The sequence below is a fragment of the Amantichitinum ursilacus genome, from assembly GCF_001294205.1.
Classification (GTDB): Bacteria; Pseudomonadota; Gammaproteobacteria; order Burkholderiales; family Chitinibacteraceae; genus Amantichitinum; species Amantichitinum ursilacus.
The window spans coordinates 69,777-83,188 of sequence record NZ_LAQT01000003.1; the positions used below are offsets into that span (position 1 = coordinate 69,777).

The window sequence follows — 13,412 nt, forward strand, 5'->3', positions numbered from 1 at the left end:
GCTGCTGGCCACCTGTAGCGCGCAACCCGTCGCCGCCCGCGCCCCTCTCCCCAAGTACCAGGCTGCCAGTGCGCCATCCAGCCGGAACACTGTTGTTGCGCCGCAACCAATCGCGCCGACGGCGCCTCGGGTTACCGCCGGGGCATCCACCTCGGCCGCCACTGAGTACCTCCCGCGTCGCTTTTCAGTCGTCGCGCATCAGCAACCGCTGGCCGCGCTGTTGTTCACATTGGCCCGCGACGCCCGCATCAATCTGGATCTGCATCCCGGCCTCAGTGGCGTGGTCACGCTTAATGCGCTGGACCAGACCTTGTCGCAATTGCTGGACCGCATTGCCCGGCAAGCGCCCATCCGCTGGCAGATGCAGGGCGACACGCTGCGCGTTGAGCCAGACACGCCGTATCTGGCCACCTATCCCGTTGATTATCCCAACCTGGCGCGCAAGGTCCGCGCCACGGTCACGCTAGCCAATTCGGTTACCACGGGTGATCCGGGCAGCGCACGGCCCATCAATACGTCGACCACCTTGCTCGACAGCAATGCCGACCACGCCTTCTGGGCCGGGCTGGAAAGCAATTTGCGCCGCTTGCTGGGCATGCCGGCCACTGCGCCAGCGGCCACGGTCGCAGTGCCCATTGCGGCACCCATTGCGGCGGCAGCGTCTTTCGCTCAAGCCATCGCGCCGCCTGCCGCCGTCGCCGCTGAGCCCGAAGCGCAGCGTCAGTTGATCGTCAACGCTGAAACCGGGCTGATCGCGGTCATGGGCCACCGGGCCGACCATCGCAAAGTGGAAACCTGGCTGGCTGCATTGCAAGCCAGCGCGCAACGCCAGGTCTTGATTGAGGCCACCCTCGTCGAAGTGCTGCTCAATGACCGCTATCAAGCAGGCGTGGACTGGCGCTGGTTAAGCGGCGGCGCGGGCGGTTGGCAACTGGCGCAAAGCCTGACCGGCGCGGCCTTGCTGGATGCGCCGGTCGCGCTGGTCAGTGGTGGCGCCGCCGCAGGCAGCAACTTTGCGCTGCGGTGGCTGGAGCAGTTTGGCCAGATCCGCGTGTTATCGAGCCCCAAGATCATGGCGCTCAATAACCAGACCGCCGTGATGAAGGTGGTGGACGAGCAGGTTTATTTCACGCTCGAACTGGCCGAAGACCGCAACAAGGACGGCGAAATCAGCCGCCGCCAGTACACCAGCAAATTGCATACGGTGCCGATCGGGCTGGTGCTGCAGGTGCTGCCGCAGATTGCCGCCGATGGCGTCATCGCGCTGAACGTGCGCCCCACCATTACCAATATCCGCAGCTGGGTGGACGACCCCGCGGTCAGCCTGCTGGCGCGCGAAGGCAGCAAGCCGGTCAGCAGCCAGGTGCCGGTGCTGCAGGTGCGCGAAATGGACGCCACCTTGCGCGTGCAATCGGGCCAGTTGGCAGTGCTGGGCGGCTTGATCCAGGAAACGCGCCATCTGCAGCGGCATGGCGTGCCCGGCTTGTCGCGTCTGCCTGGTATTGGCGATCTGTTCAGTTATCGCGACGACCAGGTGCGTCGCGTGGAGCTGGTGGTGTTTCTGCGCCCGCTTACGCTGACCCCCGATGCGGCCTTTGCCCATGCCGCCCACGTCAGCGCGCCGGACGACGCGTTCTTTGCTGCCGTACCCGCCGACCACCATCCCGCATATCAGGCCGGTCGCCTGCCGCCGCCCAGGGTGCAGCCATGAGCACTGCCACGCTTTTGCGCTTTGTCCTGGCCGCGCTGTTGCTCGCCTGCGCCTTCGCGGCCCAGCGCTTCTGGCCCACCGCCCAACTCCGCATGCCTGCGCCAACGCCCGTACCGGTTACGCCAGCCGCGTGGGATGCCTGGCTACAACGCCTGCGCCTGGACGCCAGCGGGCCAGCCGCCGCCTTGCCACCGCCCGTTTTTTCCCCACCGCCGTCACCGGTCCAGCCCTATGCCGAGGTGCCGCGTGCGCGCGAAATCGCACCGCGACATTGGCGCATCGACGACGGCCTCGCTCAAGGAGCAACCCGCCATGAACCCTAAAGTCCGTCCCCGCCTTGGAGAAGATCTGCTGGCGCGCCGTTTGATTGATGCCGACCAGCTGCAGATTGCGCTGCGTGAACAAAAACGCGGCGGTGTGTTACTGGGCCAGCAATTGTGCAGCCTGGGCTTTCTATCGCAGGCCGATCTGGACGCCGTCTTGCTGGAGCGCTGCGGCCAGCCGGTGCACGATCTGCCGCAAACGCCGATCGACCCGTTGGCGTTGTCGCTGGTGCCCGAACAGTTGGCGCGTGAGCACCGCATTCTGCCGCTGGGCTATGACGCCGCCACCCGGCAGCTGGAACTGGCCGTCAGCAGCGCCAACCCCTTGCCCTTGCTGGACCAGTTGCGCTGGACACTGCCTGCGGGTTGCGCCATCACCACCTATGTGGTGGCCGAATCGGCGTTGCTGGCGGGCATTGAGCAGCACTATCACCGTCCCGCCGATCTGGACGAGTGGATCAACCGCCTGCATGCCGGCGCAGATGGCGCGGCGCTGACGCAATGGGTGGATCTATTGCTGGACGATGCCGCCGCCACCGGTGCGTCCGACATCCATCTCGAACCCGAACGCGGCCACCTGCGCCTGCGCTATCGCATTGATGGCGTATTACGCAATCGACGGCTGCTGCAGCGCGAAGTCTGGCCCGGCTTGCTGGTGCAACTCAAGTTGCTGGCGGGCATGGATATCGCCGAAACACGGGCGGCGCAGGATGGGCGTTTCAGCCGCACCTGCGGCCATCGCATTCTGGATATCCGCGCGTCCAGCCTGCCGGTGCTGGCCGGTGAAAACCTGGTGTTGCGTGTGCTGGATCGGGCGCGGGGCGTAATGCCGTTGCAGCAGTTGGGCCTGCCCGCGCAGTCACTGGCGGTGCTGCGCCGCATGTTGCGCCAACCTGGCGGCCTGTTATTGCTGACTGGCCCCACCGGCTCGGGCAAGACCAGCACGCTGTATTCCTTGCTGGCTGAACTCAATACCAGCGGCGTCAACATCATGACGCTGGAAGACCCGGTGGAATATCGCATGCCCGGCATCCGCCAGTGTTCGCTGGGCGACGCGCTCAAGCTGGACTTTGCCGACGGCGTACGTGCCTTGATGCGGCAAGACCCCGACATCTTGCTGATCGGCGAAATCCGCGATGCCGCCAGTGCCGCCATGGCGGTGCGCGCCGCGCTGACGGGCCATCGCGTACTGGCCACCTTGCATGCGCATTCGGCCATCGGCGCGTTGCCACGTTTGCTGGACCTGGGCGTGTCGCCCGCCTTGCTGAGCGAATGTCTGGTGGGTGTGATCGCACAACGGCTGCTGCGCAAACGCTGCCCGGTCTGCCCGTCGCCGCAACGCCCGGCCGAGCGCTGCCCGGTTTGCCAGGGCTATGGCTATCGCGGCCGCGCGGCGGTGATGTCGTTGCTACCGCTTAAACCCACGCTGATCAACGCTTTGCTTGACCCTGACCGCATCAACCTGGCGCTGCAGGCTGTGCGCCAGCGCGGCTATATGAGCTTGCTGGAGCAGGCACGCATCTATATCGAAGCGGGCGTTACCGACGCCGCCGAAGTTGAACGGGTGCTGGGTGCGGAGGCTGACGATGCGCTATCGCTATAAAGCGCTGACGCTAGCCGGCGTGGCTTGCTCGGGCCAGCAAGAAGCCACTTCGGTGGGGGCGTTGCAGCAACAACTGCTGTCCGCACAACTGGTATTGCTGCAAGCGCGGCCCGCGCCCGTCAGATCGCCGCGCCGCCTGAGCACTGAGGCGCATGCGCAGTGGTGCTTTCAGCTGCATCAATTGCTGGCTGCGGGCGTGCCCATGCATGAGGCGCTGGCCGAGTTGAGCGCCAGCACCGCCGACGCGCGCGTGGCTGAGCAGATCCGGCAACTGCATACCCGGCTGCAACACGGCGCGAGCCTGACCACGGCCATGCAGGCCGCAGCCGCGTGCTTTGATCCGCTCTTGCTGCAAGGCGTCGCCGCGGGCGAGGCCAGCGGCCAGTTGGTGGCGGTGCTGGCCCGGTTGCAGCTGCACTTTGCCTGGCGCGCGCAAATGCAACGCCAGACGCGCAAGGCCTTGGGTTACCCGCTGTTTGCCGCCGTGGTGTTGCTCGCGGCGATCAGCTTTTTGCTGGTTTATCTGCTGCCGCAGGTGCGCGATTTTGTCGCCAGCACTGGCGCGCCGTTGCCACTGGCCACCCGTGCCTTGCTGGCGCTGGCGGCGGGGCTGCAACGCTTTGGCGTGGCGCTGTTGTCGATCGCCTGCATGGGCGCGCTAGCGCTCGCGCTGGCGTGGCGCACTTCGGTGGCGTTCCGGCAAACGCTGGCGCATTGGTCGCTGCGCATGCCCGTGGCGGGCCGTTTGCTGTGTGAGGGTTTGTGGTCGCATTACGCACGCAGTCTGGCGCTGCTGTATGAAGCCGGTGTGCCGGTGCTGCACGCCTTGGCGCTGGCGGAAGATGGCGTCCGCAATCGCCATTTGCGTATCGCCTTGCATGCCGCTCGCGGCCAGATCGAACAAGGCCAAACGCTGGCCACCGCACTGGGCCGCATCCAGCCCGCGCCCACACTTTTGCCCGGTTTGCTGCGCACTGGTGAAAACAGCGGTCAACTGGGTGCGGCGCTAAACCAGTTGGCCAACAGCTGCGAACACGCAGTGCGCCAGCACACCGAACGCATGCAGGCCCTGATCGAACCGCTACTCACCCTTGTGCTGGGCGCTATGTTGGCGTGGGTGATGCTGGCGGTGTTGGGTCCGGTGTTCGACAGCCTGGGAGCATTGCGATGAGAACCGCGATTCGCATACTGCTTGGCGCACATCGTTGGCAAGCGTGGCAAGGCCAGCGCTTGCTGCATGACGCCGTCGCTTCCTTGCAAACCCTTCCGGCGCTGATCGACGCTTTGCCGCCGGGCGCAGTCACCCTTTGGCTGGATCGGCCCGACGAACAGGTGGCGCGCTGCGTGATTGTGGCGCAACGCCTGCGCGACCAGCGCCGTTTGCTGGCCAACCAGATTCAGCCGCCTGGCGCGCTGGAATCGGGCTGGGGCCGCTGGCTTAACGCGGGCCGGGCGCTGGAAAGCCCGGCGTGGTTGTTGCAATTGCAAAGCCCCACCTTGTTAAACCAGCTGGCCGCCGCCTTGTTGGCGGCCAGGCACTCGGTGCCCGCGTGCCATAGCCACACGTTGGCGCTGCTGACCGCGCCGCGCGGGCGGCATTTATATATCGCGGCCGGATTGCTGGATGGCGTGCGGCATATCTGGGTGGATGGCGGCGTGCTGCGCTTTACCCGGCTGTGCCCGGGCACGATCGATAGCCCGCAAGCCAGCGCCGACGTTGAAGCCACCTTGCAGCATCTGATCGAACAGCAATGGTGGAATGGCCTCGATGCACTGGCGTGCGACAGCGTGGTCAGTCTCAGTGCCGACCTGTTGGCGCGCTATCCGCAATTACACGTGCGGTCGTGGCAACAGCCCGCTGGCCCGGCCGCTGGCGACGGCAATAGCGAATATCAGCGGCCTTCTTATGTGGTGCGACATCGCTGGCGCACGGTGGGGCTACGCGTGGTCAGGCAGGGCACCCCCTTATCGGCCGCGCTGGCGCTGGCTTATGCGGGGGTAGCCTTAAGCGCGGCGCTGCGGGCGCCTGTACCTGCCACGACGCCAGTCGCTGCGGATGTGGCGCGGCTGATATTGCGGCAGCTTCCACCCCAGGCGCTTTCAATGCCCGAGCAACTTCGCCTGCTGTCCCTGGTGTTGCAACAACATCCGGGGCCGGCGGTACAGGCGTTGCGCTGGCAGGCAGGCAGTCTTGACCAGGCCGCATTGACGCTCGATTTTGCCGACTCGAACGACCCGATCATTCAGCCCGATCCCGCCTGGTTTACCCCGACCGCGCTGCGTTGGCAGCCCGGATCGACAGCGCAGCGCTGGCAATTGCTGGCGCGGGAGGCGGTGCGATGACGGGTCGCTATCTTGATCCGGCGAGCCATCTGCTGGTGCTGGTCGCGGCGTTGACACTGGTGTGGATGGTCGCAGCGCAACCGCGTGCCCAGGAGATCCGCGCGCCCGGTGTGCCCGCGCTATCCCCACGCGAAAATCACTGGCTGCTTGGACTGGCGCAACAGCACGGCTTGCAGCCACTGGCGCTAGCGCAGTGGCAGGCGGCGCTAAAGCCGCAGACCTTTGCTCACTGGCAGATTGAGCATGTCGTCATCAAGCCATTGCCCGCACAACCTGCCGATGGCTTGTTGCTGAGCCAGATCGAAGCCGCGATCACGCTGCAACTGGCCGACGAAACCGTGCTTGAACCAGTGCAACAGTGGTTGCAGCGGTTGCCCGGTGTGCTGAGCTGGACCAGATGCCAGATCGAACCGCACGCCGCGCGATTGCAGGCCGAGTGCGTGCTGCGCTGGAGCGCGATTGCGCCAGTGGGAGCTCGCCGATGACACGCTTTGTACTGCTTTGCGCCCTCGCCACCACCATCGCCAGTCATGCCGCGCCTTGGGGCCGCCTGTTTACGGACGCGGCACAACGCCAACAGCCCCGCGCTAGCACCGCTTCGGCCACCTCGTTCCGCCTTAGCGCTTGCGCCTGGATGGAGCGGCGCAAACGCTGCTGGGTTGACGGCCAGGCGGCCGCCAGCGCCCCAGCGCAAGTTCGCGTGGGCGAACGCTGGAGGGTGCAACCATGACGCCCAAGCCATTGCTTCAGCGCGGCGCAGTGGCGTTGGCCGTATTGCTGCTGCTTAGCCTGGTGGCGGCATGGCGGCTGGCCACCGTGCCGCAGCAATCGCCGGCCACCGCGCGCGACGCAACCACCCAGCTGGCGCTGAGCCATGCGCGCCAGGTCTTGATCGATTGGGCCGTGCAGCGCCGCGGTGTAAGCGGCAATGGCGTCAGCAATCTGGCGCGCCCCGGCGCGTTGCCGTGCCCGGATCTGCATGTGCCGGGCAGTGCCAATGCCGGTTACGTCGGTAATGACAAAGCCGCCACCTGCAATACCGCCACGGGGCGGCTGGGACGGGTGCCGTGGCGCAGCCTGCAACAGCAGGAACGGCGGGACGGCGCGGGCGAAACGCTGTGGCTGGCGCTGGCTGAGCCGTTTCACGACAGCAGTAATGTGCCGCTTAATCCGGCCACGCCCGGCGTCTGGCTTACGGCGGTGGACGTGGCGGCGGGTGTGGCATTGAGCGACGCCAGCGATCCGGTCGTCGCGGTGTTATTGGCGCCAGGCCCGGCTTTGGCGTTGCAAAACCGTTACGGCGCAACGGCGCAGATCAAGCCCGCTAATTATCTGGAGCAGGTTACCCAAGGCGGCCGTAAGTACAGCAATGTCGATCTGGCGCAGACCCCGTTTGCCGGCGGCGATGTGCTTGATGGGCGTGGTCGCGTGCTGCTGAACGATCGCCTCGCTGTGATTCGGCGCAGCGATCTGATGCCCGCGCTGCAAGCCCGGGCCGTGCGCCACTACCTGCAATTGCTAGGTGCCTGGCAGCGCGCCTACGGCCAGTTGCCCTCGGCGAGCGAGGGTGGCTGCGCGGGGCAGCCCGATTCAGCGCGGGTTCTGGTTGAGCAGTTAAGTGGCCGCGCGCCCGCGTGGCAGCTGGAAGACGCGGCCTGGCTGTATCGCAATCTATGGCACGAGCAGTTGTTCTACGCGGTGGCTGCGGGTGCGGGGGCTGCCCATTGCGCCGCAGCGTTGACCCTCACGGTGGGCGCGCAGCAATGGCCCGCCCAGGCGGTGTTGAGTACGCAAAAGCCAGCGGCCAGCGCGGTTGCTGCGGGCCGCTACCGCTTTGATACCCAGCGCAACCCGCTTTTGTATCGCTGGGCCACCCAGGAGGGCAGCGATGGCGCGCCGCAATGGTTACTCGCTCGTTGAGCTGGCCATCGTGCTGGTGGTGGTCGGGCTGATGCTGCAAGGCACGCTGGGTGCGGTCAAAACGCTGCGTCAGGCCGAATTACGCCAGACCGAACAGCGCCAGCAGGCGCAGATCGGCCAGACCTTGCTGGCGTTTGCGGTGCGCACCGGCCATCTGCCCTGTCCGGCCGCCCTGAATGCAGCACCCGCGCAGCAGGGTATGGAAGCGCGCGACGCCGCCGGGCGCTGCCGCATGCAGCAAGGCGAATTGCCTTGGCGCACCTTGTCCATCGGGCGGCGCGATGCGTGGCTGCGCCCGTACACCTATCGCGTCAGCGCCAGCTTTGCCGATCTGGCGCCGCTCTCGCCCGGCGACAGTTGCGCGCGTGATGCCAAACCACCTGCCGGCATGAGCTTTATGTTGTGTTCGAGCGGCGACATCACGCTGCTCGACAACGTTGAAGATCGCAATGTCATCGCGCAGCGGATTCCATTGCTGCTGATCGCGCACGGCGCCCATGGCCCGGGGGCCTTGACGCAGCGTGGCATGGGTGGCGAAGGGCGCAATAGCCAGATCGGCACGGAATTCATCGTGGCGGGCGCGCCCGGCGAGGCGTTTGATGACTTGCTGTTCTGGATCAATAACGAGCGCCTGGTCGAAATGGCCTTGCGCGCAGGGCGCTTGCCATGACAAGCCGCCCATTCCACCAGTTACCGCATCGGTGTTTGCCTAACCCTTGGAGAACCCGTTATGCATACTCGTTTTTTTTCACCGCGCCGCGGCAAAGCGCACGGTTTTACCCTGGTCGAAATGGCTACGGTACTGGTTATCGTCGGCCTGTTGCTGGGGATGGCGTTCAAAGGCCGCGCGTTGATCGATGGCGCGCGCGTCAAGGCGTTGTACACCAGCGCCAACAAAATCCAGAACGCCATGCAGGCTTATTTCGAACGCTACGGCGTATGGCCCGGCGATGGTTGCCCGGCCGATGCCACCTCGGTGACGCAGTGCGACGGCGCGGCGGGCAATGTGCGCAACGGTCTGATCGACAGCGCCGCCGAGGCTGCCAGTTTCTGGTCCATCCTGTTGGCGCAAGGTACGTCGCTTGCGGTGGCCGACCGCAAAATGCCCACCGGTGCGCTGTGGGACGTGGCCGCAGGCGACGTCGTCAGCGGCGGTACCGACGTTGACAGTAGCTGGTTGGTGGCGCAGCAAGCGGGTGCGGCTGCTGTGGACGTGCGGTATGTGTGCGCGCTCGATCAGCAGTTTGATGACGGCTTGCCCCAGAGCGGCAATATCCGCAGCAGCGCAACGACGGGCGACGGCGCGCATGGCTACAACGCGGCGGCAGATTGCTGGCAAAAGTCGGGCGTGGTGTCGCTGGCGATCAAACTGCTGCCGTAACCACCGCAGGCATGTATGACGTTAGTCCGGGCCGACCAGGCGGTGGCCGTGGGATTTGAGCCAGTCACGTTCGCGCTGCCAATGCGGAAAGATGCTGGCCACATGCGCCCAGAAGCGGGCGGAGTGGTTCATCTCCAGCAAATGACACAGCTCGTGCACGATCACGTAGTCGATCACGCTGGCGGGGGCTTGCATCAAGCGCCAGTTAAGGCGGATGTCGCCCCGACTGGTGCACGAACCCCAGCGCGAGCGCGCCGAGGTCAGCAGGATGCGGCGCGGATTAACGCCCAGGCGCGGCGCAAATTCTTGCGTGCGCAAGGCAAAGTAGCCACGCGCCGTGGCCTGGCTAAAGCGGATAAATGAGGCCAGCAATTGCTCGGGGTTTTCACCGCGCAAATGCAACCACGGTTCTTCCACGCGGCTGCGCGGTGCATGGCTGGCTATGGCATGCGGCACGCCCAGCCACAGTACTTCGGTGCCGTTTTCCAGCTGCAGTGGGGCGGTTTGCGTCAGCGTTTCGCGCTGGGCCAGATGCTTGAGTATCCAGCCCAGCTTGTTGCGGATGGCCGTTTCGGCGTCGGCCTGAGTGCCGCGCGCGGGGATCACCACGGTAAGGCCTTCGCGATCAATCTTCAGGCCGATGGAGCGGCGGCGCGCACTGCGCGCCAGCCGCCAGTCAAAGCTGGCTTCACCGGCGGCGTAGCGGTGCAGGGTCATGCGCGCGGATAGCAGGGGCCGGTACCGCCTATGCGGGCCAGCTCGGTTTCGATCCAGTTTTCGACTTCGCGCGTGATCTCGTCAGCGCTGCGGCCTGCGGTCTGGATGGCCGGCCCGATCGAAACGGTGATCGTGCCCGGATATTTTTTAAGCGAATTCTTGGGCCAGTATTCGCCCGAGTTCAGCGCCACCGGCACAATCGGCACGCCCAAGCTGATGGCCAGACGCGCGCCGCCTTGCTTGTATTGCGCGCGCTTGCCCGGCGCTACCCGCGTGCCTTCCGGAAAGATGCCAATCCAGAAGCCGTCGCGCAGGCGCTCGTGGCCTTGTTCCATCAGCAAACGTTGCGCTTCGGCGCGGTTGCTGCGGTCAATCGCAATCGGCGAAACCACACGCAGGCCCCAGCCAAAGAACGGAATTTTGAACAGTTCACGCTTTAACACATACACCAGCGGCGGAAAAAACTGCGTCAGCGCCATGGTTTCCCAGGCGGACTGGTGTTTGCTCATCAGCATGGCCGGCTGCTTCAGGATGTTTTCGCGGCCGATGACTTTGTAGTGAAGGCCGCACACCACGCGCAGCAGAAACACCATGATCTTGCACCAGCCGGTCACAAAGCGATAACGCGGCACGCGCGGAAACGGCAGCGCCATCAGCGACAGAATGGCGTACACCGGCGTGATCAGCACAAAGCCGAGCCAGTAAATCAAAGATCGAAACAGAACCATGGAATCTTTACTCAGCGGTAGGGGCGGATCGCATGGGCTCATGCGTCAGCAGATGGCGCGCCACGGCGGCCAGGTTATCAAAAACAAGGGTGCCGGCGGGCAGATTGCCTGCGGCTTCGGTGCTTTCGCCATTGCCGGTGCGCACCAGCAGCGGATGGCCTCCCGCGGCGGCAATGGCCTGCAGATCGCGCAGGCTGTCGCCCACCATGATGCAATCGGTGGGCTGCATGTGATAACGGCGGGCGATATCGATAATCATGCCGGGCAACGGCTTGCGACAGTCGCAGCCGTCTTCCGGACCGTGCGGACAGAAAAACACCGCATCGATATGGCCGCCCGCTTCGTTGGCCGCCTTGTACATGCGGGTGTGGATACGGTTGAGCATCTGCACATCGTAATAACCGCGCGCCACGCCCGACTGGTTGGTGGCGACCACCAGCGACCAGCCTGCGCGCGACAACTCGCCCATCGCTTCCAGACTGCCCGCGATAGGGATCCACTCGTCCGGCGACTTGATGTAGTCCGGACTGTCTTCGTTGATGACACCGTCACGATCCAGAATCAGCAGCTTCATGTGCGTAGCCATCCAGTCCGGCACTGCGTTTATTCCGCCAGCAACGACAATTCGGCGACCTGATTCATGATCCCCGCCAGGCCCGACAACAGCGCCAGGCGGTTGCCACGCACGGCCAGATCGTCAGCCATCACCATCACACCATCAAAGAACGCATCGACCGGCGCTTTGAGCGCGGCCAGTTGCTTCAGCGCGCCGGTAAAGTCCTGGGCGGCCAACGCGGTTTGCACCGACGGGGCCACACTGACAAACGCGGCGTGCAGTGCTTTTTCCGCGTCTTCCACCAACAGCGCCGGGTTCAGCACGGGGATTTCGCCTTCGACTTTTTTCAGGATGTTGCGAATCCGCTTGTTGGCGGCGGCCAGTGCGGCAGCTTCCGGCAAGGCGCGGAAGGTGGCGACGGCGTCCAGCCGCTTGGACACATCATCAAAGCGCTGCAGACGTAACGCCAGCACCGCTTCGATATCGGCCGCCGGGTATTCGGCCTGCAGATAGTTCTTTAGCCGCTCTTGCATAAAGTCCGCCACGCCTGCGGCCACGTTGTCCGACACCACGCCTTGCGGGAAGGTGGCGGCGGTGGCGCTCAGCAGGGCGTTCAGGTCCAGCGGTAGTTGCAGCAACATGCGCAGCACGCCCAGCGCGGCGCGGCGCAGTGCGAACGGATCTTTGTCGCCGGTTGGGGTCAGGCCGATGCCGTAGATGCCGACAATGGCTTCCAGCTTGTCAGCCAGCGAAACCGCCTGCGCCACCGGGCCTTGCGGCAGCGTGTCGCCGGCAAAACGCGGGTGGTAATGGCCTTCGATGGCCTGCGCCACCACTTCGTTTTCGCCGTCGTGGCGGGCGTAGTACATGCCCATAATGCCTTGCAGCTCAGGGAATTCGCCGACCATATCGCTGACCAGATCGGCCTTGGCCAGGTACGCGGCGCGCTCGGCCAGCGCACGATCCGCGCCCAGCGAAGCGGCAATTTCACCGGCCAGTTTGACCAGACGCTCGATGCGTTCGAACAGGCTGCCGATCTTGTTGTGATAAACCACATTGGTCAGCTTGCCGACGCGTGTTTCCAGCTTGCTTTTCTGGTCTTGCTCAAAGAAGAACTGGGCATCGGACAAGCGCGCCCGCAATACGCGTTCGTTGCCGTGGATGATGTGCGACGGGTCGCTGGTTTCCAGGTTGGAAACCACCAGGAATCTGGGCAGCAGCTTGCCGTTGCTATCCAGCAGCGGAAAGTACTTTTGATGCTGTTGCATCGACAGGATCAGACATTCCTGCGGCACTTTCAGAAAGTCGGGGCTGAATTCGCCGGTGTACACCACGGGCCATTCCACCAGTGCGGTGACTTCATCCAGCAGGCCACCCGAAGGCGCAATGGTGGCGTTGACGGCTTGTGCCGCCGTGGTCAGGCGGTCTTCGATCAGATTGCGGCGCGCGGTGAAATTGGCGACCACGCAACCGGCTTCGTACAGGGCGCGCGCGTATTCATCGGCGTGGGCCAGTTCGATCGGGCCTTTGCTCAGAAAGCGGTGGCCTTGTGTAACGCGGCCGGATTTGAGATGCAGTGCATGCGCCGGGATCACGTCCGCGCCATGCATGGCCAGCAGGCCGTGGATCGGGCGAATGAACGCGCCGTCGCGGTCGCCCCATCGCATCATGCGCGGCGCGGGCAGCTTTTTAAGCGCTAGTTCAATCAATCCGGCCAGCACGGCGGCCAGTTCTTCCCCGGCTTTGGTGCTGCGAAACACAAAAATGTCTTGCTTGCCGTCGTGGGTTTTTTCCAGTTGCTCGGGCGTTACGCCGCAAGAGCGGGCAAAACCGGCCAGTGCGGGCGTTGGTTGGCCATCCTTGAAACCGGCAGCGACAGCCGGGCCTTTCTTTTCGATCTGCTGATCGGGCTGCACGCGCACCACGTCCGGAATCGACACGGCCAGGCGGCGCGGGCTGGCAAAGGTAAAGTATTCGACGCTCTTGTCGACGAAGCCCAGCCTGGCCAGTTCATCAAACAACGTTTGTGCAAAGCTGGCGCCCAGCTTAGGCAGCGCCTTCGGCGGCAGTTCTTCGGTAAACAGTTCAATCAACAGGGTTTGCGACATCGTTTTTTACTCGTGATGGGTT

General features: G+C 64.7%; 14 protein-coding genes. 10 read left to right on the top strand and 4 right to left on the bottom strand.

Annotated elements, in window-relative coordinates; translation table 11 throughout:
* Positions 1–220 precede the first annotated feature (220 nt).
* From WG78_RS05095 to WG78_RS05140, 10 genes are read left to right on the top strand one after another with little or no spacing between them, the layout of a single operon-like run.
* Entirely contained in the window at positions 221–1,711 is a 1,491-nt protein-coding gene (locus WG78_RS05095; protein ID WP_053936721.1) for a secretin GspD/PilQ domain-containing protein, read from the top strand.
* On the top strand, positions 1,708–2,034 hold the full coding sequence (locus WG78_RS22650; protein WP_053936722.1) for a hypothetical protein: 327 nt from the start codon (positions 1,708–1,710) through the stop codon (positions 2,032–2,034). The genes WG78_RS05095 and WG78_RS22650 overlap by 4 nt, the downstream gene beginning before the upstream one ends.
* Complete coding sequence (locus tag WG78_RS05105; protein WP_053936723.1) at positions 2,024–3,637, top strand: GspE/PulE family protein; 1,614 nt, start codon at positions 2,024–2,026, stop codon at positions 3,635–3,637. The genes WG78_RS22650 and WG78_RS05105 overlap by 11 nt, the downstream gene beginning before the upstream one ends.
* The gene (locus WG78_RS05110; protein ID WP_053936724.1) at positions 3,621–4,808 is read left to right on the top strand and encodes a type II secretion system F family protein; all 1,188 of its coding nucleotides are present in this window, start codon (positions 3,621–3,623) and stop codon (positions 4,806–4,808) included. Before WG78_RS05105 ends, WG78_RS05110 begins: the two co-directional genes overlap by 17 nt.
* On the top strand, positions 4,805–5,980 hold the full coding sequence (locus WG78_RS05115; RefSeq protein WP_053936725.1) for a hypothetical protein: 1,176 nt from the start codon (positions 4,805–4,807) through the stop codon (positions 5,978–5,980). The genes WG78_RS05110 and WG78_RS05115 overlap by 4 nt, the downstream gene beginning before the upstream one ends.
* Positions 5,977–6,465 (top strand): hypothetical protein, encoded by a 489-nt coding sequence (locus tag WG78_RS05120; RefSeq protein WP_053936726.1) that lies wholly within the window; start codon positions 5,977–5,979, stop codon positions 6,463–6,465. Before WG78_RS05115 ends, WG78_RS05120 begins: the two co-directional genes overlap by 4 nt.
* Complete coding sequence (locus WG78_RS05125) at positions 6,462–6,710, top strand: hypothetical protein (protein WP_053936727.1); 249 nt, start codon at positions 6,462–6,464, stop codon at positions 6,708–6,710. Before WG78_RS05120 ends, WG78_RS05125 begins: the two co-directional genes overlap by 4 nt.
* Positions 6,707–7,900, top strand: coding sequence for a hypothetical protein (locus WG78_RS05130; protein WP_053936728.1), 1,194 nt, complete (start codon positions 6,707–6,709; stop codon positions 7,898–7,900). Before WG78_RS05125 ends, WG78_RS05130 begins: the two co-directional genes overlap by 4 nt.
* The gene (locus WG78_RS05135) at positions 7,869–8,570 is read left to right on the top strand and encodes a type II secretion system protein (protein ID WP_053936729.1); all 702 of its coding nucleotides are present in this window, start codon (positions 7,869–7,871) and stop codon (positions 8,568–8,570) included. The genes WG78_RS05130 and WG78_RS05135 overlap by 32 nt, the downstream gene beginning before the upstream one ends.
* Positions 8,571–8,630: 60 nt before the next feature.
* Positions 8,631–9,281, top strand: a complete 651-nt coding sequence (locus WG78_RS05140) for a type II secretion system protein (protein ID WP_053936730.1) — start codon at positions 8,631–8,633, stop codon at positions 9,279–9,281.
* Between the two features lie 21 nt (positions 9,282–9,302).
* Here the strand turns inward: WG78_RS05140 and WG78_RS05145 are convergent, their stop codons facing one another.
* The 4 genes from WG78_RS05145 to glyS are packed head-to-tail and all read right to left on the bottom strand — an operon-like array spanning position 9,303 to position 13,390.
* Positions 9,303–9,998, bottom strand: a complete 696-nt coding sequence (locus WG78_RS05145) for a M48 family metallopeptidase (protein ID WP_053936731.1) — start codon at positions 9,996–9,998, stop codon at positions 9,303–9,305.
* On the bottom strand, positions 9,995–10,726 hold the full coding sequence (locus tag WG78_RS05150) for a lysophospholipid acyltransferase family protein (protein ID WP_053936732.1): 732 nt from the start codon (positions 10,724–10,726) through the stop codon (positions 9,995–9,997). The genes WG78_RS05145 and WG78_RS05150 overlap by 4 nt, the downstream gene beginning before the upstream one ends.
* A 7-nt stretch (positions 10,727–10,733) precedes the next feature.
* Positions 10,734–11,300, bottom strand: coding sequence for a D-glycero-beta-D-manno-heptose 1,7-bisphosphate 7-phosphatase (gene gmhB / locus WG78_RS05155; protein ID WP_053937016.1), 567 nt, complete (start codon positions 11,298–11,300; stop codon positions 10,734–10,736).
* A 29-nt stretch (positions 11,301–11,329) separates the two neighbouring features.
* Positions 11,330–13,390, bottom strand: coding sequence for a glycine--tRNA ligase subunit beta (gene glyS, locus WG78_RS05160; RefSeq protein ID WP_053936733.1), 2,061 nt, complete (start codon positions 13,388–13,390; stop codon positions 11,330–11,332).
* Positions 13,391–13,412 lie beyond the last annotated feature (22 nt).

Excerpts from the sequence above, each read along its gene's own strand:
- WG78_RS05130 (WP_053936728.1), top strand. The coding sequence starts at position 6,707 with ATGACGCCCAAGCCATTGCTTCAGCGCGGCGCAGTGGCGTTGGCCGTA.
- WG78_RS22650 (WP_053936722.1), top strand. The coding sequence starts at position 1,708 with ATGAGCACTGCCACGCTTTTGCGCTTTGTCCTGGCCGCGCTGTTGCTC.
- glyS (WP_053936733.1), bottom strand. The coding sequence starts at position 13,390 with ATGTCGCAAACCCTGTTGATTGAACTGTTTACCGAAGAACTGCCGCCG.
- WG78_RS05145 (WP_053936731.1), bottom strand. The coding sequence starts at position 9,998 with ATGACCCTGCACCGCTACGCCGCCGGTGAAGCCAGCTTTGACTGGCGG.
- WG78_RS05110 (WP_053936724.1), top strand. The coding sequence starts at position 3,621 with ATGCGCTATCGCTATAAAGCGCTGACGCTAGCCGGCGTGGCTTGCTCG.
- WG78_RS05135 (WP_053936729.1), top strand. The coding sequence starts at position 7,869 with ATGGCGCGCCGCAATGGTTACTCGCTCGTTGAGCTGGCCATCGTGCTG.
- WG78_RS05150 (WP_053936732.1), bottom strand. The coding sequence starts at position 10,726 with ATGGTTCTGTTTCGATCTTTGATTTACTGGCTCGGCTTTGTGCTGATC.
- WG78_RS05105 (WP_053936723.1), top strand. The coding sequence starts at position 2,024 with ATGAACCCTAAAGTCCGTCCCCGCCTTGGAGAAGATCTGCTGGCGCGC.
- WG78_RS05120 (WP_053936726.1), top strand. The coding sequence starts at position 5,977 with ATGACGGGTCGCTATCTTGATCCGGCGAGCCATCTGCTGGTGCTGGTC.
- WG78_RS05115 (WP_053936725.1), top strand. The coding sequence starts at position 4,805 with ATGAGAACCGCGATTCGCATACTGCTTGGCGCACATCGTTGGCAAGCG.
- WG78_RS05140 (WP_053936730.1), top strand. The coding sequence starts at position 8,631 with ATGCATACTCGTTTTTTTTCACCGCGCCGCGGCAAAGCGCACGGTTTT.
- gmhB (WP_053937016.1), bottom strand. The coding sequence starts at position 11,300 with ATGAAGCTGCTGATTCTGGATCGTGACGGTGTCATCAACGAAGACAGT.
- WG78_RS05125 (WP_053936727.1), top strand. The coding sequence starts at position 6,462 with ATGACACGCTTTGTACTGCTTTGCGCCCTCGCCACCACCATCGCCAGT.